Annotated in this window: 14 protein-coding genes and 3 pseudogenes; 10 read left to right on the top strand and 7 right to left on the bottom strand. The window is 68.6% G+C overall.

Annotated elements, in window-relative coordinates:
* Nucleotides 1-7: 7 nt before the first annotated feature.
* Both catA and catC read left to right on the top strand, forming a co-directional pair.
* Nucleotides 8-874: a catechol 1,2-dioxygenase gene (gene catA, locus ACIA8G_RS06165; RefSeq protein ID WP_396417159.1), complete on the top strand. Its 867-nt coding sequence runs from the start codon at nt 8-10 to the stop codon at nt 872-874.
* Nucleotides 874-1152: a muconolactone Delta-isomerase gene (catC, locus tag ACIA8G_RS06160; protein WP_396417158.1), complete on the top strand. Its 279-nt coding sequence runs from the start codon at nt 874-876 to the stop codon at nt 1150-1152. The genes catA and catC overlap by 1 nt, the downstream gene beginning before the upstream one ends.
* A 585-nt stretch (nt 1153-1737) precedes the next feature.
* On the opposite strand, the pseudogene ACIA8G_RS06155 reads toward catC, so the two are convergent.
* Nucleotides 1738-1878 (bottom strand): annotated as a pseudogene (locus tag ACIA8G_RS06155) (IS3 family transposase); the annotation flags it as partial.
* Between the two features lie 624 nt (nt 1879-2502).
* On the opposite strand from ACIA8G_RS06155, the gene ACIA8G_RS06150 reads away from it, so the two are divergent.
* From ACIA8G_RS06150 to ACIA8G_RS06135, 4 genes and pseudogenes are all read left to right on the top strand, one after another.
* A complete protein-coding gene (locus tag ACIA8G_RS06150; protein WP_396417157.1) occupies nt 2503-4050 on the top strand; it encodes a substrate-binding domain-containing protein in 1548 nt (515 codons plus the stop codon).
* Nucleotides 4047-5795 carry a hypothetical protein gene (locus tag ACIA8G_RS06145; RefSeq protein ID WP_396417156.1) on the top strand — a complete coding sequence of 583 codons (1749 nt, stop codon included), beginning with the start codon at nt 4047-4049 and terminating at the stop codon, nt 5793-5795. The genes ACIA8G_RS06150 and ACIA8G_RS06145 overlap by 4 nt, the downstream gene beginning before the upstream one ends.
* A 20-nt stretch (nt 5796-5815) precedes the next feature.
* On the top strand, nt 5816-6550 hold the full coding sequence (locus ACIA8G_RS06140; protein WP_396417155.1) for a class I SAM-dependent methyltransferase: 735 nt from the start codon (nt 5816-5818) through the stop codon (nt 6548-6550).
* 50 nt (nt 6551-6600) lie between these two features.
* Nucleotides 6601-8562: pseudogene (locus ACIA8G_RS06135) on the top strand (DUF3367 domain-containing protein); the annotation flags it as partial.
* A gap of 2013 nt (nt 8563-10575) precedes the next feature.
* Here ACIA8G_RS06135 and ACIA8G_RS06130 read toward each other — a convergent pair.
* Nucleotides 10576-11781 (bottom strand): lipopolysaccharide biosynthesis protein, encoded by a 1206-nt coding sequence (locus ACIA8G_RS06130; protein WP_396417154.1) that lies wholly within the window; start codon nt 11779-11781, stop codon nt 10576-10578.
* A gap of 92 nt (nt 11782-11873) precedes the next feature.
* Here ACIA8G_RS06130 and ACIA8G_RS06125 point away from each other — a divergent pair, with 92 nt between their 5' ends.
* From ACIA8G_RS06125 to ACIA8G_RS06115, 3 genes are read left to right on the top strand one after another with little or no spacing between them, the layout of a single operon-like run.
* Nucleotides 11874-13562 carry a hypothetical protein gene (locus ACIA8G_RS06125; protein WP_396417153.1) on the top strand — a complete coding sequence of 563 codons (1689 nt, stop codon included), beginning with the start codon at nt 11874-11876 and terminating at the stop codon, nt 13560-13562.
* Nucleotides 13550-13720, top strand: coding sequence for a DUF2613 family protein (locus ACIA8G_RS06120; protein WP_396417152.1), 171 nt, complete (start codon nt 13550-13552; stop codon nt 13718-13720). Before ACIA8G_RS06125 ends, ACIA8G_RS06120 begins: the two co-directional genes overlap by 13 nt.
* A 31-nt stretch (nt 13721-13751) precedes the next feature.
* Entirely contained in the window at nt 13752-14450 is a 699-nt protein-coding gene (locus ACIA8G_RS06115; RefSeq protein WP_396417324.1) for a class I SAM-dependent methyltransferase, read from the top strand.
* On the opposite strand, the gene ACIA8G_RS06110 is transcribed toward ACIA8G_RS06115, so the two are convergent.
* The 3 genes from ACIA8G_RS06110 to ACIA8G_RS06100 are packed head-to-tail and all read right to left on the bottom strand — an operon-like array spanning nt 14447 to nt 17355.
* Entirely contained in the window at nt 14447-15448 is a 1002-nt protein-coding gene (locus ACIA8G_RS06110) for a DUF3068 domain-containing protein (protein ID WP_396417151.1), read from the bottom strand. The two genes, ACIA8G_RS06115 and ACIA8G_RS06110, sit on opposite strands and share 4 nt — an antisense overlap.
* On the bottom strand, nt 15433-16599 hold the full coding sequence (locus ACIA8G_RS06105) for a glycosyltransferase family 4 protein (protein WP_396417150.1): 1167 nt from the start codon (nt 16597-16599) through the stop codon (nt 15433-15435). Before ACIA8G_RS06105 ends, ACIA8G_RS06110 begins: the two co-directional genes overlap by 16 nt.
* Nucleotides 16600-17355: a glycosyltransferase gene (locus ACIA8G_RS06100; RefSeq protein WP_112224995.1), complete on the bottom strand. Its 756-nt coding sequence runs from the start codon at nt 17353-17355 to the stop codon at nt 16600-16602.
* Nucleotides 17356-17910: 555 nt separating this feature from the next.
* Between ACIA8G_RS06100 and ACIA8G_RS06095 the strand changes: the two are divergent.
* Nucleotides 17911-18090 (top strand): annotated as a pseudogene (locus ACIA8G_RS06095) (IS3 family transposase); the annotation flags it as partial.
* Nucleotides 18091-18329: 239 nt separating this feature from the next.
* Here the strand turns inward: ACIA8G_RS06095 and ACIA8G_RS06090 are convergent.
* Nucleotides 18330-20561 carry a hypothetical protein gene (locus ACIA8G_RS06090; protein WP_396417149.1) on the bottom strand — a complete coding sequence of 744 codons (2232 nt, stop codon included), beginning with the start codon at nt 20559-20561 and terminating at the stop codon, nt 18330-18332.
* Nucleotides 20558-22075, bottom strand: coding sequence for a hypothetical protein (locus tag ACIA8G_RS06085; protein WP_396417148.1), 1518 nt, complete (start codon nt 22073-22075; stop codon nt 20558-20560). Before ACIA8G_RS06085 ends, ACIA8G_RS06090 begins: the two co-directional genes overlap by 4 nt.
* Nucleotides 22076-22454: the final 379 nt, after the last annotated feature.

Here is a 22454-nt window from a genome sequence, read left to right as displayed (position 1 = left end):
AGCACCGATGAGCACCGACACCGCTGTCGACACCGCCACCGCCGCCGCGTCCGGAGCCTCGGCCACTGAGCGCTTCCAGACCGACAAGTCCCCCTTCGAAGCCGTGCGCGACACCCCGGCGGAACGCGTCGACGTGCTGGCCCGCGAAGTCCTCGAAGCCGTCCACGCGACGATCCGCAGGAACAAGGTCACCTACGACGAGTACAACGCCCTCAAGGCGTGGATGATCCAGGTCGGCCAGGACGGCGAGTGGCCGCTGTTCCTCGACGTCTGGGTCGAGCACGTCGTCGAGGAGGTCGCCACCGACCACCGCGAAGGCAGCAAGGGCACCATCGAGGGCCCCTACTACGCCCCAGGCGCCCCGGAAGGCGGCTCCCGCGGCGCCGTGCCGATGCGCGCCGACGAGCAAGGCACGCCCCTGACGTGGACAGGCACCGTCACGTCTGTCGACGGAACCCCGTTGCAGGGAGCCAAAATCGAGCTGTGGCACGCCGACGCCGACGGCTTCTACAGCCAGTTCGCCCCCGGCCTGCCCGAGTGGAATCTGCGTGGCAGCTTCACCTCCGACAACGATGGCACATTCGAGATCCGCACCATCCGGCCCGCGCCCTACCAGATCCCGACCGACGGCTCCTGCGGCAAGCTCATCGCCGCCGCCGGCTGGCACGCCTGGCGCCCGGCACACCTGCACGTCAAGGTCTCCGCCCCAGGTCACGAAGAATTGACCGCGCAGCTGTACTTCCCCGGCGACGACCACAACGACGACGACATCGCATCCGCGGTCAAGCCCGAGCTCATGCTCGACCCCAAGCCCGTCACCGGCGGCTCGGCAACCGTCGACTACGGCTTCGTCCTGGACCCGGTGCGCGGCTGATGCTGTTCCACGTGCGAATGGACGTTCGCCTCCCCCACGATCTCGACCCCGCCGTCCGGGACGAGATCGTGGCCCGGGAGAAGGCCTACTCCCAGGAGCTGCAACGAGAAGGCCGCTGGCCGCACATCTGGCGCGTCGTCGGCGAGTACGCCAACCACTCCATCTTCGACGTCCAGTCGAACGACCACCTGCACGAGCTGCTCTCCGGCCTCCCGCTGTTCGCCTTCATGGACATCAAGGTCACCCCATTGGCGAAGCACCCTTCAGACGTCCGGTAAAGATCTTTACCCCGGTCGTGTGCTCGGAGCACGTCGAGCCACTACGAACAAATGCAGGTAGGGCGCCAGCAGCAGCGCTCGGCCTTGAACAAGGCCAAGTCCAGCTCGTCGGTTTTCACCAGCGATACCCTCCTGGCATTCCAACATCCGTCACTGCTGACTTGCTGGCTGTCTTCGCCCGCCCGCGACCGTCCCGGATGGACAGTCATCGGGCGACTGTCGGGTGGTTCCCACGTTCACCAAGTAATCGATCGGCCAGTGGGGCGCCCGGCTGTACTCCGGCAGCATCGCCACGGCTACGCCGCAGACCTTCACCACGACCTCCCCACCGTTGGAACTACACGGCTTCGGAGTTGACGACCGGACACAAACCCGTCCGGACATCACGCGCTGCACACCGGCCCATATCCACCAGATTGGAGCCGGCTTCGCTGTTACGGAGCGTCAACCCACTGGTTCACTCTCGTTACACCGTCTGGCTTTGCCGAACAGGCCCGCACCGTCTGGCAGTCCCGACAGCCGGGCGGGAAGGTCTCTCACCCCTCCTCGATCACCTCGGCGCATCGTGGCGCACAACTCCGCCGCAAAGAAACTGGCCGCTGACCTCAAGATCTGGTTCGGCCGCCGCAGCTCACGATTCTCCCGCTCCAGCCGCGCAACCCGCTCCGCCTCGCTTGACGTGGTGCCCGGCCGGTCACCGGCGTCGATCTCCGCGCGCTTGCCCCAGGCGGCTGACCGAGCTGGCCGCCACCCTGGCCTGCAGCAAGACCCGCCGTGGACGCCGAGATCGAACGGATCTGCCACGACAGTTGGGCCAGCGCGTCCTGACCCGGCAGTTGACTGGAGACACCCCCTCCAGGCACCGGCTGACCTTCACCGTCGATGACACCGCTCGCGCCGCGCTGGAAACCGAGATCTTCGGCAAACGGGTGCTGATCACCGACCGCGAGGACTGGTCCGTCGCCGAGGTGGTGGCCGGCTACCGTTCCCAGTCCGGCGCCGAGTTCTCCTTCCGTCAGCTCAAAGACCGCCACGTGGTGTCGTTCTCCCCGATGCGCCACTGGGACCGACCACACCATCCGCGTGCACCTGTTCACCTGCGTGCTCGCCCTCCAACTCGCCCACCTCATGCGCCGCACCGCTCTGCAGGCCGGGATGCGGTACTCCGTGCGGGAAATGCTGGCCCAGTTGGCCGGCATCGGAGAAAGAGTGTTGATCTACCCCTCGATCGGAGGTCGATCCAAAGCCCGTCGCATGCTCACCGAAACCACCCCCCGAACAAGACCGACTCGTTACCGTCTTCGGGCTAGGGTGGCTCGACCAGTCAGCGGCGACGAGGGGTTGGGGCCTGTGGCTCGGCGTTCTGACTCACCGGTGGTGATCCTGAGCATCCTGCTCGTGCTTTCGCTCGCCGGGTGGTTCGGCTTCGACTACCTGCACGAACGGCTCTCATCTTCGAGCTGTGACACGGTCGCCACGCTCAGCGTCGTGGCCGCGCCGGGCATCGCCTCGGCCGTGGCCCGCGTGTCGGAACAGGACGGTGCCGCGTGCTATCGAGTCGAGGTGATAGCGCGGGATTCCGCTGAGGCCGTCGAGTCCCTCGCGCAGGCCAAACCGGATGTGTGGATCCCGGAGTCGTCCCAGTGGCTGCTGCGCGCCCAGCGGCGGGGTGCGTGGGACATCCCCGTCACGGGCCCGTCGATCGCGTCCTCGCCCATCGTGCTGGGGCTGACCGAGACCGCCGCGCGGCGGTTCGGCTGGCCAGAGCGAACGCCCACCTGGGCCCAGGTGTTCAGCGGCGAGCCGGCGATCGGATTCGTCGACCCGGCCGTCGACCCTGCAGGCCTGTCGGCGTTGATCGCCACAGGTGAGCTGACCGGATCCGCTCCGGACCCGGCCGGTTCCTATGCCCTGATGCTGCGCAAGCTCACCAAGCACGCCGTCCAGAAGCCCGCCGAGCTGTTCGATCCCGCCCGGCCACTGGACGGCGTGGTGACACCGGAGTCGGGCTTGGGAAAACATGGTCTGGTCGGGGTGTACGCCGATCCCGCCGTGCCTTCGCTGGACTACCCGTACGTCGTCCTGCCCGGTTCCGATCAGGGCAAACGTGATGTGGCGCAACAGTTCCTGAGCCGCTTGCTCGACCAGACCTCCGCCGGGCAGTTCGCCGAGGAGGGCCTACGCGGGCCCGACGGGCGGGCGCTCGGGGGTTCGAGCGCCGCGGTGGTCCGGCCGGTCGCGCCTCCCGCCGACCCCGACCAGCTGCTCAACCAGTGGGCGGCGGTCAACCGCAGCGCCCGGATGCAGGTGCTGCTGGACGTGTCCGGGTCGATGGCCCAGGTCGTCCCCAAGGCCGCCGCCGACCGGATGACGCTCACCATCCGGGCCGCCGAGTTGGGGATCAGGCTGTTCAAGCCGACCACGAAGATCGGCCTGTGGCGGTTCTCCACGAACCTCGACGGAGACAAGGACTACAAGGAACTCCTGCCGGTGCGGCCGGTGGGTGAGCTCCTGGCCGACGGCTCGCTGGACGAGCTCCGCAAGGTCAAGGCGATCCACAACGGCGCCACCGGCCTGTACGACTCGGTGCTGGCCGCCTACACCTCGGCCCGGCAGAACTGGGAGCCGGGCCGGATCAACCTGGTGGTGGTGCTCACCGACGGCAAGAACGAGGACCCCCAAGGGATCAACCAGCAACAGCTGCTCGCCCAACTGGCCGAGTTGCAGGACCCGAAACGGCCACTGCAGATCATCGGCATCGGCATCGGGCCGGACATCGACCCGGCCGAGCTGCGGGCGATCTCGCGGGCGACCGGCGGCGACGCCTACACCACCGAGGACCCGACCAAGATCGTCGACGTGTTCTACGCAGCGATGGGCAGGTTGCTGGAGACGTGACCACCACCACGACCACCACCACCGAACCGCGACAGATCGTCCTGGCCTGGCCCCGGCCGATCACCCTGGCCGCGGTCGCGATCGGCGTCATCCCGTTCGTGATCCACGCCTGGATGGCGTTCAACGGATACTTCGGGCACGACGACTTCGTGATCCTGCACCGGGCGGCGGCCCACGGGCCGTTCGACCTCGACTACCTCTTCCAGGACTACAGCGGCCACCTGGCGCCCGGCATGTTCCTGCTGGCGTGGTTCATCACGGCGGTCGCGCCGCTGAGCCACGTGTTCGCCGTGCTCCCCCTGCTCATGATGCTCGCGGTGGCGTCCGTGCTGTTCTGGCGGGTGCTGACGCGGTGCTTCGGGTCGCGCTGGACACTGCTGTTGCCGTTCGCGGTGTACGCGTTCTCCCCCCTGATCTTGTACCCCACGCTGTGGTGGGCCTACGGCGTGCAGCTCTTCCCGTTGCTGCTGACCATGTTCGGCGCGATCAACGCGCACCTGACCTACCTGCGCACTCGCGCCACGAAGCAGGTCGTCATCACCCTGCTGTGGACCGTCGCCGGGCTGGCCTTCTACGAGAAGGCGGCGTTGTTCATCGCCGTGCTGTTCGGGCTCACTCTGCTGCTGGGCGAACGGGTGCCGTGGCGAGTGTGGCTGGCGCACGGGGTCCCCCTCGTCGCGTTCGCCGTCCTGTTCCTCAGCCTGACCACCAGCCGTGTCAAGAACGACCTGCCGTCCGCGTACTCCATTGTGGAGTTCGTCGGCCTCGCTGTGGTGAACACCTTCCTGCCGGGGTTGTTCGGCGGCCCGTGGACCGGTCCCGCGCCCGGCGCGACCATCTCGACGTCACCGCTGTGGCTGCGCCTCACCGTGGCCGCGGTGGCCGTGGCGGTGCTCGTGGCCGGACTGCTCAAGGCGCCGCGGCGCGCTGGGGCGGCGTGGCTGATGCTGGCCGGGTACTTCGCGGTCGACCTGGGGCTGGTGATCGTGACCAGGCTGCCCGAGATCGGGCCACTGATCGGCAACGACCCGCGGTACATCGCCGACGCGGTGCCGATCGCCGTGCTCTGCGCGACGTTCGCATTCCTCGAACCAGGCGAGCGCGCCGGCGGCCTGAAACGGCCGGTCGTGCTCGGCCTGGTGACGCTGCTCGGGATCAGCGCCACGTTCAGCTTCCTGTGGCTCGCACCCGGTCTGCGGTTCGCCAAGTCGGAGCAGTACGTCAGCACCGCGCGTGCCGCGCTGACGGCGAACCCGTCGATCGTGCTTTACGACACGCATGTCCCGGGCGAGGTCATCTCGGAGTGGTTCGTCTACGACGGCCTGGCATCCAGGGTGGTCGGTCTGCTCCCTCAGCGGCCGAAGTTCGACCAGCCCGCGGAGGAGATGTTCCTGCTGGACGACAACGGATCGCCGCGCAGGATCACCGGCGTCAAGGATCCGGTCGTCGGCAGGAAAGGTCCGGTGGCCGACTGCGGCTACCCGGTCGGCGGCCAGGTCGTGACGATTCCGCTGAGCAGCCGGGTGGAGGGCCGTCGGCTGCTGCGGATGGAGTACTACACCTCCAGCGCCGGCCCGATGCGGCTCGCGCTGGGAACGGTCGCCCAGGAGGTGAACGTCGCCGAGGGCCTGCACGTGCTGTACGTCGTCGTGAACGGCGGCTCGGACCGGCTGGAGATCAACCGCGGCAGCGAAGTGGACCCGATGTGCGTTGTGGACGTCCGGATCGGTTCCCCTACAACGTGACCGGATCTACACTCCGCCGAATGACATTCGACCAGGTGCGCCGCGACTGGACCCGGCTCGGCGAAGCGGATCCGCTGTGGGCGGTGCACGTGGCGCCGGACAAGCGCGGCGGCCGGTGGGAGGTCGACCAGTTCCTCGAACTGGGGCGGCAGGACGTGGCGATCGCCCGTGAGTGGCTCGCCCGGCTCGACCTGCCGGTGACCTGGCGGCGGGTGCTGGACTTCGGGTGCGGGGCCGGGCGGTTGTCGCAGGCGCTGGCCGAGCACGCCGACGAGGTCGTCGGCGTGGACGTCTCGCCGCCGATGCTCGCCACCGCCGAGAACCTGGACCGCAGCGGCGGGAGGTGCCGGTTCGTCCACAACGACACGCCGGATCTGCACCGGTTCCCCGACGGCGACTTCGACCTGGTCTACACCGAACTGGTGTTGCAGCACCTGCCGCGCACGGCGATCGAGGGCTACCTGGCGGAGTTCATGCGCGTGCTGCGTCCCGGTGGCGTGGCGGTGTTGCAGTGCACGACGAGTCCGTTGTGGACGGTCAGGGGGATGCTCTGGCGGTTCGCGCCCTACCGCCTGGTGGCCTGGGGGCAGCGCGTCGTGCTGCGCTACCCGGCGCCGATGCGGATGACCGCGCTGGCGCCGGACCGGCTCCGCGCCGTGGTGGCCGAGCACGGCGGTGAGGTGGTGGACAGCGTGTCCGAGGACATCCCGGTCAGCCACTGGCGGTCCACGAGATACGTCGTCCGCAAGAGGTGACGCGCGTCAGAGTGGCCGTGGGCTTGCACCGCAACCCCACGGTGTGGGTCATGCTGGGTCTCACGCTGCTGTCGTTCCTGCAACGCCCCGGCCGCACGACCTTCGACACCAAACTCGACCTCGTGGTCGACCCGCTGGCGTTCCTCGGCCGCGCGCTGCACCTGTGGAACCCCGCGGCCAGCGGTGGCGAACTGCAGAACCAGGCGTACGGCTACCTGTTCCCGATGGGGCCGTACTTCGCGGTGTGCCAGGTGCTCGGGCTGCCGCCCTGGATCTCCCAACGCCTGTGGTGCGCCCTGCTGCTGTGCGGCGCGTTCGGCGGTGTCCTCGCGGTCGCGCGGGCGCTGCGGATCGGCACCGCCCCGGCGCAGTACCTGGGGGCCGTCGCGTACGCGCTGGCGCCGCGGATGCTCACCGAGATCGGCCCGCTGTCGGCGGAGATGGTCGCCGCCGTGATGCTGCCGTGGATCCTGCTGCCCTTGATCAAGGCCGACCGGATCTCCTCGCCACGACGGGCGGCCGGCTTGTCCGGGCTGGCGACCCTCGGCGTCGGCGGGATGAACGGCGCGCTGGTGCTCACGGTCCTGCTGCTGCCCGGTCTGTGGCTGCTGACCCGGCAGTGGACCGCGCGGCACGTCCGGCTCGTGCTCTGGTGGGTCGCGTCCGTGGTGGCGGCCGTGCTGTGGTGGTTGCTGCCGCTGATGCTGCTCGGCGAGTACAGCCTGCCGTTCATCGACTACGTCGAGTCGGCCGCCAACACCACGGCGCCGACGTCGCTGTTCCAGGTCCTGCGCGGCACCAACCAGTGGGTGGCCTACGTCGTGCAGGGCAGCCCGTGGTGGCCCTCCGGTTTCATGCTGGTCGACAACCCGGTCCTGATGCTGGCCACCGGGCTCCTCGCGGCGGCCGGCCTCGCCGGGCTGGTCCGCCGCGGACTGCCGGAGCGGCTCTTCCTGACGATCGGCGTCATCGCGGGCGTCGCCGTGATGACCATCGGCTACGTCGGGGCACTTGACAGTCCGCTGTCCCACACCGTTCGCGCCCTGCTGGACGGTCCGCTGGCCCCCTTCCGCAACGTGCACAAGTTCGAGCCCGGCCTGCGGCTGCCGTTGATGCTCGCGTTCATGCACGCGGTGTCACGCGTCCGAATCCCGGCCGCCGCGACCACCGCGGTCGCGGGCAAGGTCCGGCTCGCCGTCGGAGTCCTGCTGGTGGCCGTGATGGCCGTGCCCGCGTGGACGCTCACGTTGCGGCCGGGGCCGGGGTGGCAGGAGATCCCGGACTACTGGCGTTCCGCGATGACGTGGCTGGCCGACAACGACCCGGACGCCCGCACCCTCCTGCTGCCCGGCACCGGGTTCGGCGAGTACACCTGGGGCAAGACGGTCGACGAGCCCGCCCAAGCGCTGGCCCGGTCACCCTGGGCGCTGCGCAGCCAGATCCCGCTCGGCTCGGAGGGCAACACCCGGCTGATGGACGCGGCCGAGGACGCGCTCGCCGACGGGCGCGGCGCACCAGGACTGGCCGACTTCCTCGCTCGGTCCGGGCACAGGTTCCTGTTGGTGCGCAACGACATCGACCGGGTCGCCACCGGTGCGCCACCGGTCACGATGATGCGGGACGCGCTGGCCCGCTCCGCCGGGATCGAACGTGTGATGACGTTCGGCCCGTTGGTCAAGCCGGGTGACCAGCCGGTCGTCAACTCGATCGACCTCGACGCCGCGCCCGCGCCCGCGTTGGAGATCTACGAGGTGAAGCGGTCGGTGCCGCGCGCGGTCGCGGTGAACGCCGAGAACATCGCGACGGTGAGCGGTGGGCCGGAATCCCTGTTGCCGCTGCTCGACTCGGGAGTGCTGCGGGGAGATCGTCCTGCCGTGCTGGCCGGTGACGGCGGCGCGCCCGAGAGCCGGGACTGGCTCGTCACCGACGGGCTGCGCCACCGGGAGCGCAACGTCGGGCGGGTGCGCGACAACCTGAGCCAGACGCTCGCTGCCGACGAGCGGCCGAGGCAGGACCGGCCGGTGTCCGACCTCCTGCCGTTCCCCGGTCCGGAGCACCTGACGGTCGCGGCCTACCGCGGGATCCGCGGCGTCACCGCGTCGAGTTCGGCCGGGTTCGCGGACTCCGTCCGCGCCTCCGACCCGTCGTCCATGCCATTCGCCGCGATCGACGGAGATCCGTACAGCGCCTGGCAGTCCTCCACCCTCGCCGGACCGGCCGGGCAGTGGCTCGAAGTCGGCCTCGACACACCGCGGGTCGTCGACAAGGTGACGCTGCGGATGGTCGACGACATCCGGGTCGGCTGGCCGGTCACCCGGATCAGGATCACCACCGACTCGGGTTTCCGCGACCACGAGGTCGCCAGGGGCGCCGCGGAGCAGGCGTTCGCGGTGTCGCCGGGGCTCACGAGCAGGGTCCGGATCACCGTGCTGTCGGTGGCGGCGCAGTTGACCAGCGGCTCCGTCGGCATCGCCGAACTGTCGGTGCCCGGAGTGACCGCCCACCGGGCGTTGCGGGTGCCCACCGACGTCCTGCCCGGCCCCGAACAGCGGACGACCTTCGCCTTCAGCCGCGGCCCTCAGCCGCGCTACTCCTGCACCGGCACCGACGGCGACCAGCGGTGCGACGTGGGACTGGCCAGGAGCGGCGAGGAACCCGACGGGATCCACCGGCTCTTCCGCACCCGCGACGACGCCAACTACCGTCTCGAAGGGACGGTCCTGCCCACCGTCGGCGGCACCCTCCCTGTCACCGCACCGGGGTTGACCGTCTCCAGCTCGACCCACTTGGCCGGTGACCCGGCCGCCGCGCCTCTGGCCGCGGTCGACGTGAACCCTGCCACGACGTGGATCGCCGACTACACCGACGAGGAACCCACGCTGCGCCTGGCCTGGCCCACCGCCCGCGACGTGACCGGCTTGCGGCTGACCACGTCGGCGCTGTCCGGCGCGTCCCGCCCGACCGAGGTGCAGATCACCACCCCGGCGGTGAGCCGGACCGTGCCGGTGTTCTCCGACGGCTCGGTCGACTTCGTCGCGACCACCGACCGGCTGGACATCACGATCAAGAAGAGCGAAGGGGCTCCCGACCGCGTTCCGGGACCGGCGGGCATCAGCGACGTCGAGATCGTCGGTGCGCCCGACCTGGTGCCGCCGATCCCGCTGGACACCCCGTTCACCGTGCCGTGCGGCTCCGGCCCGGCCGTCACCATCGACGGAACCGCCTACGCCACCACGGTTTCCGGCACGCTGCGGGACGTGTTCCAGCACCGTCCGCTACCGCTGGGCACCTGTCGGGACCTGGTCGAAGGCGTCGACCTCGGAGGTCGGGAGCACGAGGTGAGCACAGCTCGATCGGCCTCCTTCGTGGTGCAGGACCTCATCCTGCGGCCCAGCACCGCGGCCGCCATCGAGCCACCGCCGGGTCACCGCGCGATCGACTTCGAGCAGTGGGGTGCCGCACACCGTGAACTGCGGGTGGCCGCAGGGCAGGCCGCGGTCCTCAGCATCCCGGAGAACGCCAACGACGGCTGGGTGGCCGAAGTGGACGGCCAGCCGCTGGCCCGCACCAGGATCGACGGGTGGCAGCAGGCCTGGGTGCTGCCGGCCGGAGGCGTGACGACCGTGGTGCTGGACTTCGAGCCCGACACCACCTACCGGCAACGGCTTCTGGTCGGCGCCGTCGCCGCGGCGCTCCTGCTGTTGGTCACGCTTTTGCCGGTGCGCAGACGGGTCCGGATCACCACGTCCCCCGCGGGCAAGCGGTGGGTGCCGGCGGTGCTGGTGGTGCTGCTCGTGGCCGTCGGCGGGATCCTGCCGGTCGTCCTGCTGATCGCGAGCCTGCTCGTCCGTGCCGTGGCCCAGCGGTTCACCGCGCGGTTCAACGTCACGGCCTTGATCGTCGTCGCCGGGATGGCGACCGCCACCGGGATCGCGGTCGTCGGACGCCTGCAAGGACACGGGCAGGGCTGGGCGTACGGAACCGCCACGCAGGCCGCCATCCTCGTCGCCCTGGCCGCGGCGGTGTCACCGTGCCTCGACTGGTTCGACACGGGACCGGAACTCGATCAGGGCTCCGAAGCAGGCGAGCAGGGCGGTGGCGGCGACGGCCCCGGCGACGACCTGGGTCGGCGAACCGTGCCACCAGCCGAGAACGAGCACGACCTCGAACCCGACCGCCAGCCAGGTCAGTAGCGTGGACCGGCGGTCGGCGCCCGCGATCCTGGAGTACAACAGGATCTGCACGAGCGACAGCAGCGATCCGACCAGGGCGAACGGCCACACCGGAAGGCTGCTCGCCGCGTAGGCCGAACCGCCGACGAGCGACACCACCGTGCGGCCGAACACCGCGCAACCCAGCACCACCACCGCGTCCACGGCGGCGCAGACGCCCAGCGCGATCAGCACGATCCGGCGGCGGGCCTTCTCGTCGGCCAGCTTGGGCAGGACGACGACGGCGATCGCGTACGGCAGCCAGTACGCGATCTTGGTGATCACCGAGCCCACCGCGTACTCCCCCGCCTCACGGGCGGGAAGGCTGTGCCGGGCCAGCACCAGGTCCAGGTTCACCAGCAGCACCAGTGCCAGCAACGCCTGCACGGTGTGCAGCACGTCGCGCACGTGCCCTGCGCTGCGCGGGCCCGGCACCGGTCTGCCGCAGATCAGCCAGCCCACGAAGGCGACGACGACCGACCCCGCAAGCGTCCCGGCGAACGCCCCGGCGGGCGTGCGGAACACGAGCAGGCCAAGCAGTGTGCCGCCGACCCGCCCGACCCCCTCGGTCGCGATCAGGTGGGCCATCGACCGGAACCGCTGCGTGCCCTGCAGGACTCCGTAGCACAGGCCGACGAGCGTGATCGGCGCGAGCGAGCAGGCGAGCAGCAGCACCGCCCACGGCCCCGGCAGGTGCAGCAACGCCATCAGCACGGGCGAGACGGCCAGCGCGGTGACCAGGACGGTGGCACTGGTCATCAGACCGAGCGTCACCAGCGGCCCGCGATCCTGTTCGGGCGCCCGCGCCACCCGCAGGGCGATCACGGTCTGCAAGCCCATCGCCGGCACCGCACCGATCGCCAGGAGCGCGAGCAGCGAGCCCAGTTCCCCGAAGACCGGCGGCGCGAGCAGCCGCGCGGCGATCACCGTGAGCAGGTAGCTGGCGACATTGCTGCCGCCGAAGGCCACCGTGACCGCGATCGCGTCGACGCGGGTCCTGGCCGGAAGTGTGTCCGCCACTGGCTTCGTCCCCAAAGTTACCGAGGGGTAATGGTTGGGAACTATAGTCCCGCAGTCCAGGTTCCGGGCTGCCGACGAGAAGAGCGGGTGCGATGCGGCTGGTTCTGCCCGCGGTGTCCGCCGTGCTCGCCCTGCTCGTGCTCACACCGTTGCTCGGCCGCGGCTTCGTCCTGAACTACGACATGGTGTTCGCGCCGGACCAGTCGCTCCTGCCCGACGGCCTCGGCCTCGGCTCGGCGCTGCCCAGGTCGGTCCCGGCGGACGCGGTGATGTCGTTCGCGACCGCCCTGTTGCCGGGCGACGTCGTACAGAAGATCGTGCTCCTGGCGGCCTTGTTCGCCGGTCCGCTCGGCGCGGGCAGGCTCGTGCCCACGAACTCGGTGGCGATCCGGGTCGTGGCCGCGATCTGGTACGGGTGGAGCGCGTACGTGGCCGAGCGACTTTTCATGGGCCATTGGCCGTACGTGTTGACGTACGCCTGCCTGCCGTGGATCGCGGCGGCCGGGCTCGCGGTCCGCCGAGGGGAACCCAAAGCGCTCCCGAAGCTGATCCTGGCCTGCGCTCCCGCGGTCCTCACGCCGACCGGTGGAATCATCGCCGCGGTGCTCGCGGTCGTGTGCTCGGGCCGCCGCAGACTCACTGTCACCGTGCCGGTCACGGTCCTGCTGAACATGCCGTGGCTGCTGCCTTCCGTGCTGCACCCCGGCGGCTCACTGTCCAGTCCGGACGGTGCCGGGGCGTTCGCCGCCAGGGCCGAGAACTGGGGTTCTCCGGTCACCAGCGTGCTCGGCCTCGGTGGCATCTGGAACGCCGAGGTCGTGCCGGGCAGCCGGGGGATGCCACTGCTGCCGGTGATCACCCTGCTGTCGGTCGCCATAGCCCTGGCAGGGCTGCGTTCGCTCGCGCCGCGGTGGGGCCTGGCGCCCGCGCGTTCGTTCGTCGTCCTCGGCGCGATCGGCGTCGCGATCGCGGTGTTCGGCACGCTGCCGGGCGGTGGTGACGTGCTGGCGTGGGCGGTTTCCCACGTGCCCGGCGCGGGTCTGCTGCGGGACTCGCAGAAGTGGGCCGCGTGGTGGGCGCTCCCGCTCTCGCTCGGGTTCGCCCTCGGTGTGGAGGCGGCGGGGAAGTACCTGACCAACAGGACCGCGCTCGTGGCGCTGGCGGCGCTGCTCCCGCTCATCACGATGCCCGACTTCGCCTGGGCGGGGTTGGGGCGCCTGGAGAAAGTGGACTACCCGGCCGACTGGAGTGCCGTGCGAACCGTGCTGGCGGAAGAGGACGGAGCGGGCGACGTGCTGGCCCTGCCGATGTCCGCGTTCCGGCGGTTCTCCTGGAACGGCGACCGGACGCAACTCGATCCGGCGCCACGGTTCCTGCCGAGGACCGTCGTCATCGACGACGTCGTGCACGTCGGTGGCAGACCGGTGTCCGGGGAGGACGGCAGGGTCGCAACGATCCGCCGGGCGATGGCCCGGAACGACGATCTCGGCGCGTTCGGGATCGGCTGGGTGCTGGTGGAGCACGGGACCCCCGGCTCGGTCGACCCCGGTGTGCTCAGGGGTCTGCGGGAGGTGTGGTCCGGGTCGTGGCTGACCCTCTACCGGGTGCCGGGGGTGATCGCGCCGCCACCGGCCGGAGCGCCGCGATTGCCTGTTGTCGCAGGAGATCTCGGCGCATTGGCGGTTGTCGCGTCCGGCCTATTGTGGCTGCTATTACCAGCCGGTAGATTCAGCCGATCTAGCCACTCGCGGACAGCCGAGGAGCAAGCGTGCGCACATTGATCGGTGCCGTCATCGCGGTCGTCGCCGGGCTCGCGTTCGCCGGTGGCGGAACATACGCCCTGGTCAACTCTCTCGCACCGGACAAGGCCGTCCAGCTCAAGAACGCCCCGGCGCCCAACAACTCCAACCCCGACACCGTCAACTACGGCACGCCGTAAGGTGCCGGGCCAGGCGACACTGGACCGGTCGATCCGCCTGTTCAAGGCATTCCGCAACGAGCAGACCGATCGGGACACCTTCTACCGGTTGCTGGCCGAGGACTCCGCACGACAGGTCGCCGAGTTCACCTCCCTCGCCGGCCGGAGTCTTCTCGACGTCGGTGGCGGCCCCGGGTACTTCGCCGACGCGTTCCGCGCGGCCGGCGCCTACTACGTCGGCCTGGATCCCGATGTCGGCGAACTGACGGCCCGCGGCGAGTACGCCGAAGGGATGATTCGGGCCAGTGGCACGCGATTGCCCATCCGAACGGCCTCAGTGGACATCTGCTATTCGTCGAACGTGCTGGAACACGTGGACGAGCCGCGCACGATGCTCGACGAGATGGTGCGCGTGACGAAGCCCGGCGGGACGGTGTTCCTGTCGTTCACGCCGTGGTACTCCCCCTGGGGCGGCCACGAAACCTCGCCGTGGCACTTCATCGGCGGCCACTACGCCCGCCGCCGATTCCGGGACAACCACGGCCAGGAGCCCAAGAACCGTTACGGGGAAAGCCTTTTCGCGGTGTCCGTCGGCTCGGCGCTGCGCTGGGCACGGAACCACCCGGAGGCAGAACTGGAACGCGCACTTCCCAGGTATCACCCGTGGTGGGCGACCTGGGTCGTGCGCGTTCCGGTGCTTCGCGAGGTCGTGTCCTGGAACCTCGTGCTGGTCCTGCGGAAAAAACCTTAGGCGGTACGGCGGCGGCCGGCGAGCAGCAGGACGACGCCGACGGCCAGCAGGACGCCACCCGCGATCCACAGGATCACCGGAAGGCCGGTGAGCAGCCACAGCTTGGACGTGTTCTCCTCGGCCACCCGCACGTTGTTGTCGACCGTCACCTTGTTGAGCTCCAACGTTCCGTCGAACACTGCGGTGCCGTTACCCGCGCTCTGGCCCGAGGTGCGCAGCTCCTGCTTCACCGACTGACGCACCTTGATGAGCGCGCCGGTGACCGGCTCGACCCACAGCGTCTTCTCCGCCTGGTAGTACAAACTGACCGACACGGTCGGTTCGGGCCTGTCGATCAGCGAGCCGGGCACGTCCCGGCTGTCGACGTTGGTGGCCGGCACGGACTGCTTGAACCGGTACACCGGCAGGCCTTGCAGCGTCTCCTCACCGTCGAACTTGGCGTCCACCGGCTTGCCCACCCCGCTGTCGTACCAGGGGTAGGTCCGCTTCTCGGTCTGGAAGGGGAACTTGAAGTTCAGGCCGGGGAACTGAGCCTGGCCGCGCGTGCCGGGGATCTTCGTGTCCTTGCCGTTCTCCGACTTCTCCTTCTGGAGGTACTGCGTGGTGCAGGGCGCGACGGCCTCCGCGGTGAACCGGTCCAGGCACAGCTCACGCACGCTCGCGCTGAGCGTCAGCCTGTCCTTGTCCTCCGTGATCTGGGTGGCCTCGTTCCACACGGTCACGCCGCTGTCGGCCTGGACCTCGGGCGCCCGCAGGTCACCGGAGACGTACGTGCTCGACGTCAGGCTGAGGTTGCGGCGGATCTCGGGCTTTGCCGGGCCTCCGTCCTGCGGCACGTAGACGAGTGCGGTGACGCCGCTGCCCTGGGCCACCGCGGTCGTCTTGGGGTTGTGCGGGATCTTGGCGAGGGCCGGATAGGCGTAGAACCGCAGCAGCAGCCCGGTCGCGATCCCGAACACGCCGAGTCCGAGCAGGACGAAGGTCAGGACGCGTCGCAAAGGTCCTCCTCAGGAGCTGGGCCGCCGACGCGGCCTGTGGTTGAACTGTCGAGCAGGGTGGACACCACAGCGACGAACATCCGTCCGCTGGTGGCCCAGTCGAAACCGGCGGCCCAGGCCCGGCACGCGTCGGCCACGACCGAGGCGTCGTCGGGGCGGGCCAGCAGCGTGAGAGCGTCGTGGATCGCGCCGCCGACGTCCTCGTCGTCCCGTACCAGCCAGCCGGTCTCCTTGTGCCGCACGGAGTCGCGCAACCCGTCGACCTCGCGACAGACGGTCGGGACGCCGTGCGCGGCCGCCTCGATCACGGCCAGTCCCCAGCCTTCGCCGTCCGACAGGGTGACGTTGAGCCAGGATTCCCGCAGCAGAGCGCTCTTCGTCGAGTCGTCGACGAAACCGTGCACCACGACGGAATCCGCGAACGGTGCCGCGGCCTTGCGCACCGCGGCTTCGTCCGGTCCGCGGCCGATCACGTGCAGGCGCAGACCGGGCCAGCGGTCGCGCAGCGTGCCGACGATCTCGATCAGCCGGTCGACCCGCTTGTGCGTGACGAGCCTGCCCAGGCACACCAGCGAGGGGTGCGAGGAACGTGTGCCGGCCGCGGACGACGGGTGGTCCGTGCCGTTGGGCACCACGAAGATCCGGCCACGCCAGGCGAGGCGCTCGCGCATCGCGCGCACGGTGGACCGCGACACGGCGACCGTCACCGCGTGGCGGTAGACCTTGCGCGCGGCAGGACCTTCGAGCCAGCGGCCGATCCGGGCCAGCCACGGCGGGAAGTGCACGGCGAACTGGGCGTCGTGCACGTGGTGCACCACCAGCACGACCTTCGTCCACCTGGCGACCACCAGGGGACTGAAGAAGGGGATCCCGTTCTGGCAGTCGATCACCAGGTCGATGCGACTTCGGTTGCGCAGCAGCCACAACAGCGCCCAGAAGTACACCGTCCACCGGCCGCCGCGACGCACGGTCGACTCGTCGCCGCCGCTCTGCCCCTCCCCCTTGGCCGTGAGGAAGGTGACCTGCGCCCCGGCGGCGGTCATCGCGTCCGCCACGCGGGCGGCGTATTCCTCGGCGCCACCGGCGTGCGGATGCCCGCGGTCGCGCCAGTTCACCACTACCACCCGCGCACCGTTGAGCGGTGGTCTCACTCAGGCCACCTCCGCCACGGATGTCATGACCGGGGCGACGGCGGGCGTCTTCTCCGCGCCGAGGATCGCCCGGATCCTGGCGAGCGCGGCGAAACTGCGGTAGCCGTCCCGCATCGGGCGGAACGTGGACCCCGGCACGTCCCTCCAGCTCACCGGCAGTTCGACGATCATCGCGCCGATCCGTTGCGCCCTGGCGAGCAGTTCGACGTCGAACGCCCACCCCGGTGTGCGCAGCGGCCGGAAGATCGCGTCGGCGGTGTGCCGGTCGAAGAACTTGTAGCCGCACTGGGTGTCGCCGACGCCAGGCACGATCGTGTTGGCCGCGCGCCGAAAGGCCCACGCGCCTGCCCGCCGGACCTGGTTGTGCCTCGCACGCACGATCGAGTTCGGGTGCGCCCGCGATCCGACGACCACGTTCACGCCGGTGCTCAAGAACCTGAGCGTCGGCGCCAGCGCTGCCATGTCGGTCGCCAGATCGGCATCGCAGAAGCCGACGTAGCGGCTGTCGGTCCGCAGCACTCCGGTCCGCACCGCTGCACCCTTCCCCGGCTGGGCACAGCGGATCAGCCGCACCGGGATGGATCCGGACCGGTGCTCGCGGGCGACCTCGCCGCTGCGGTCGGTGCTGGTGTTGTCGACCACGACGATCTCGCACGGTTCACGGATGGCCGCGAGCGCCACCGTGAGCGCGGACAACGTGGCCGACAGCCGCGACTCCTCATTGCGCACAGGCACGACAATGGAAAGCAGTGTCATGTCCTCGCCGTTATTCCGGGCGCACAGAACCCAGCGTGGTGTCGCAAGAGTCCTCCCATGACGTGACGCAGGTCTCAGGACGGCGAAAGTTACCCAACGGTAGTTCCCTGGAAATAAAAGGGAAGTGTGATGTGTGTCACATTCCCTGCGGAGCGCCAGACACCTTCGAACTTTGTACCGTTCAGCGTCAAAAATTGAGCTGGACGGGCTAATCAGATGACCGATGATCGGAAGGACCAGCTGTCGGCGAACAAAGATCCGGCGATGCTCCCGCCACGCGCCAGGCGGGAACATCGCCGATAGACGAAGAACGCAGGTCAAAACATCTGAATGGATCTACCAACATGTCGAAGTAGCAGGTCAGGCGCTCCCGATACCACAAGTCCACGCACTTGACGTCGCCATCCCAGGCGTCAGTTGCATATCGGTTCAAACAAGATCTCGACCATAAACGCAAGGAAACAGCCGCCCGATTCAAATAGTTAATGGATACAGTCCGTTCCGTAATAAAAGCAAGGAATTCGGCCACATCACGATCAACGTGTCCATTCACGGTTGAGTACCCGCCCACCCTCGGCCCGTGACCAGGAGCTGACCGGGAAGATCAAGCGAGTACACAAGGACAACTACGACGTCTATGGGGCGCGCAAGGTGTGGAGGCAGCTGAACTGGGAAGGCGTCGACGTGGCCCGGTGCACCGTCGAGCGGCTCATACGCGAGAGCGGGCTGCGTGGCTTGCTACGCGACAAGTCGCCGCGCACCACACGCCCGGCGGCGGAGACCGCAGGCCTGCTGACCTGGTGGAACGTGACTTCACGGCCACGCGTGTCAACGAGTTGTGGGGCGCGGACATCACCTGGGTTCTCTTTGGCGAGAACCTGCCTTGGGCCGCGAACCAGGGAGTCAGCAAGCACTGGATCCGGCAACACGCCGATGCAGGCTGATCAGCACTGCGTCGATCCGCGCTCGAATCATCAGGCTTGCTCAGCAGGCTGCACCGAGCGGCTGAACTCTTCGAGAAACTGTCGCACCGCCGGCGTGAGAGCCCTGGTGCGCAAGGTCTTGAGCCAGATACCTCGCTGGTTGAGCGCCGATATGTGCAGGTAGTAGTACTCGCCGTCGACATCAAGGACGCCGCAGCCGCTGAGGTAGGCAAGGAGCTGCTGGAATCTGGGCGATGTCGAGACCCAGCGCACCTGCCTCCAGTTCGCCCACCGGCTGTCGGCGCGCGTGGTCATGTTGGGATGTCCGGTAGTCCCACGGCTGCCGAGGAGCGCGGTGGTGAGCCTGTTCAGCAGAACGAAGTCGCCGAGCAGTACGCGTTCGTCGACCTCAGGTGGTGGCGGAGGTCCGCTGGCGTGCTGAACCCACGGAAATCGGATGTCGTCCCAGTGCACGCCAAAGGCACCCGCTCCCTTGATGGCGACTTCCGGTTCGTGGTGCCCGAACGCACTCGAGACGTATCCCTCGTTCGCGAAGATTTGCACCTGATCTTCTGGCCGGCACGAGACGCGGATGTATCGGGCCGGGACATCGAACAGACTCGCGTGGACGCGGACGTTGGGGCCCAATGTGAACGAGCTTCCCGAGACGCCGAGACTGACGGGCAGGTCGCCGATGACATCGGCGTTCGAGAGCCGCCGCCAGAACCGCAGGCCGTTGTCCGGTTCGAGCACCCGGACGAGCGAGGCGGTCGAGTCGTTGCCTCCCAGCACCATTGTGGCTTCGGACTCGTCCGGCAGGCGGCTGATGATGAGCGCGGGCCGCTTCTCCACCGAGCGTTCGGCGACCAGCGACTCGTAGATCAGGCCGACATCCTCCGCGCGGCATGTCGGCGGCGACGCCGGGTCCGCGGCCACGAGGTGGAACCTCCCGAGCATCGGGCTCACCTGGTAGGTCTCGCGGTTCACCGCACTCTGCACGATCTGCCGCAGCGATGGATCCGGTTGACCGAGCGCCCATGCGTAGGCGAAGTCGCGCATCACCACGTTGACGAACGATGCCGTCGGTCCGAGGAACGGGTGGTTGGGCAACGTGGTCCGCACGAGATCGCGGTACGTCGACTCCTGATCGAGGGCGAATCCCGCAGGGAGTGCCACCGACGGCTCGCGCCCCACGGTCCGGAGGAGGATCCGGGTGAGTTGCTCGTCCCTGTCGTAGAGCTGCTGCCAGTAGGCGGCTGGTGCCGCGAGCAGAACCTCGCGTGCCTGTTTCGTGAACTTGGCCTGCTCGCGGTCGAGCAGGTGCAGGACGATCGACCGCAGCAGTGACCAGTGGGCGCCCCCGGTCGCGGCCGGTCTGAGCAGCGTGTCCCTGATGTCGCTCGCCAGCCGGACATAGAAGTTGCTGCCTCGGCCTGTCTCGGTGCCGTCGAGGTAGTCGCTGATGGACTCGAGCACGGGGGCGTAGCCGAGAAACGCGCGGGACCGTTCGCTTCGCCAGTTCGGTCGTGACGACCGGATCTCCTCGTCGTCGAAGGAGTCCGGGTCCGGGCTGAGGTTCATCTCCAGCGCGTTGAGCAGGATGTCGCGGGCCCGCTCGAACGTCGCCCTGGCATGGCGGTGCGCCGCGTACCCGGCCACCTTCGCCCGCTGGTCGAGCCGGTGGTCGATGAACTGCAGCGCAGCCGGCTTGTCGAACTCCTCGATGTCCAGTCTGGCGATCTGCAGTGTGGACTCCAGCACGAGGTTGACGTACTCGATGGTCTCCGAGCGGCCGAACATCACGACAGCGGGCTTTCGGCGTGGCACGGCCAGCAGCTCCCCCAACTCCTCCAGGAAGGCGTCGAAGCCCCGGCCGGCCGACCGCAATTCGGCCTCGTCGACGGCGTCGACGATCAGCAGCGCCCTGCCTTCCATGAGATTCGCGATGACGGCGGGGAGGCCGGACGTGCCGAACGTCTTCGCCAGCCGTCCCCAGACGGTGCCGTGACCGGCGAGGATCTCAGACATGTCCCAGTACAGGCCTCCGGTCACATGAGCCAGGTAGCGGGCGACCATCGACTTGCCGACTGCGGCACGTGCCTCGACGACCACCAGCCCCGCCGAGTCCAGACCGCGCTCGAGGACGCGCAGCCGGGGCGGTACGAACACAGGGTCGCGTTCGGTCACATAGCTGATCTCCGTCGTGGTGGCGATGGGCACCTGGTCCGTCCAGTGCGCGAACACGCCGGCGAACTGATCGAAGGTGATGACCTCGGGTGTCATGTCAGTTCGCGGGGAAGTGCCGTGCCGGGTGCGATGACGGCGGCGTCAGCGGGATCGAGCGACAGACCGTCGATGCCGGCATATGCGCCCACGTCCAGCGTGTAGAGCAGGTACCTGGTTCCGGGTGCGTCGGCTCTGGTCAACCCACGTCGAACCAGGTGGATCAACCGGAGGTCGTACAGCTCGCGGATCGCGGCGACGCTCGCGAATGCGCGGTCGAGGAGGAAGTACGGACAGCCGGTATCTCCGACGACGTCGCGCACCAGCCTGCGGAAGGTCTCGTACATCTCGGCGGAGAGGTTGGCCAGTTTGTCGATCTCGAACCACTCCGACGCGGTGGTGTGGACGGCGTCGGCGGTGATCTTCGCGTCCTTCGACCGCATGCTGTGGAAGAACGCGTGCGTATGTATTCCCAGGAAGTCCCGCACGACGCCGTGGCCCGCTCGAACGAGGTCGGTGAATGCTTCGGGGGTGTCGAACAGGTGCAGGACGAGCTGTTCCGCCGAAGTGACCGAGTGGACCGCAGCGAGGTATGCGTGCGGCAGCACGGCGCGCAGGTGCCGATAGAGCAGTTCGCTCATGAAAGTGGCCGCGCCGGCCGGATTGCGGTCGTGGCTGTAGTAGTCGTCGAGGTCGAGGTTCGCGAAGGCGTCACCACCCAGCTCGAATCCGATTCGCGCGCCGGTCTGGGTGCGTGTCATGAACGTCGACTGGTGCTCCAGGCTGGCGATCTTGACGGTAACCTTCGGCGAGGGGAACACGGTCCGCTTTAGGAACTCGGCGACGTAGGGCTGAACATCGGGCGGGATGGACGCCCATTCGTCGATGAACAGCACCAGCCGGTCGACTCCGAGCGCAGCGACGGCCGCGTCCAGGTGATGTGACACTTCGGCGAACACGACGGTGCTCTCGAAGATTTCGTTGTAGTGGTAGGTGCGCTTGCCGACGAATTCGTTGTGGCCCTTCGACTGGGCATCCAAGGACGCTCCAGTGAGAGACAGTTTCAGCCCGGTGCCGCTGTCACTGGTCCGGGTGGACTGCCACTCGTCGGCCGTCTCGCGCTGGGTCATCACCGTGGTGACCGCACGTATCGAGTCGGCGAAGTCGCTGACCTCCTCAAGGCCGCCTCCGTCGAGGGAGACCGAATGTTCCAGAAGGCGTTGCTGCAACAGGGACAACAGATCCTTGAAGATGCTGACGCTGCGTGTCCCCAGGCCGCGTCCGGGCTCGGTCATCAACTGCGCCGACCCGAGCAGCCGGACATCGGCGTACACCGCAAGTTCGCGCTGCTGTCGCTGTGATCGGGCGGCGAGGACGCGCAACACGTGAGACTTACCGGTACCCCGTCGCCCGAACATGATCTGTGAGTTTCGGCCCGTCAGCTGGGCCAGCACACCGGTGTCCACGAAGACGTCCTCGAGGACGCGGAGGTCGGGTTGTTGCTCGGACCGCAGGATGATGCCACTCATTGCGGCGGCCACCGTCATGTCCGCGAGTAGCGACGTCTCGGTCAACGAATCTCCTCACCTCTCCCTACAACTTAACCTCGGTCACACGAGCAGGTTTCGTTACATTTGCAGGGATAGATGGTCCGGCGTGTCGAATTCCTGATTTGTTGGAATCTCGGCGTTAAGACGGCCACCTGAGCGATCACTCGAACGAGTCATAATGGCCGTTGAGGTGCAGCGATACGGAGCTGATCTCCTGATGGAAGGTGCGCTCCCGGTGCACTTCGATTTCTGATATCCCCGTGTCGCGCATCCGGTGCGAAGAACACCGCGAACACCTGCTCGGTAACAGGTCGCCGTCCGGCGCGATAGCTGAGCCACGAACAGGCGCCGTTTGACGAGGAGGCCACGTGCTTCCCGTGATCGACAAGCCTTCGGCTACGCC

It is taken from the genome of Lentzea sp. NPDC051213 (genome assembly GCF_044455585.1).
In the GTDB taxonomy this organism is placed as follows: domain Bacteria; phylum Actinomycetota; class Actinomycetes; order Mycobacteriales; family Pseudonocardiaceae; genus Lentzea.
This window is presented reverse-complemented; position numbering and strand designations above follow the sequence as displayed.

Coding starts and splice junctions, on each gene's coding strand:
- catA (WP_396417159.1), top strand. CDS start 8: ATGAGCACCGACACCGCTGTCGACACCGCCACCGCCGCCGCGTCCGGA.
- catC (WP_396417158.1), top strand. CDS start 874: ATGCTGTTCCACGTGCGAATGGACGTTCGCCTCCCCCACGATCTCGAC.
- ACIA8G_RS06140 (WP_396417155.1), top strand. CDS start 5,816: ATGACATTCGACCAGGTGCGCCGCGACTGGACCCGGCTCGGCGAAGCG.
- ACIA8G_RS06125 (WP_396417153.1), top strand. CDS start 11,874: ATGCGGCTGGTTCTGCCCGCGGTGTCCGCCGTGCTCGCCCTGCTCGTG.
- ACIA8G_RS06100 (WP_112224995.1), bottom strand. CDS start 17,355: ATGACACTGCTTTCCATTGTCGTGCCTGTGCGCAATGAGGAGTCGCGG.
- ACIA8G_RS06090 (WP_396417149.1), bottom strand. CDS start 20,561: ATGACACCCGAGGTCATCACCTTCGATCAGTTCGCCGGCGTGTTCGCG.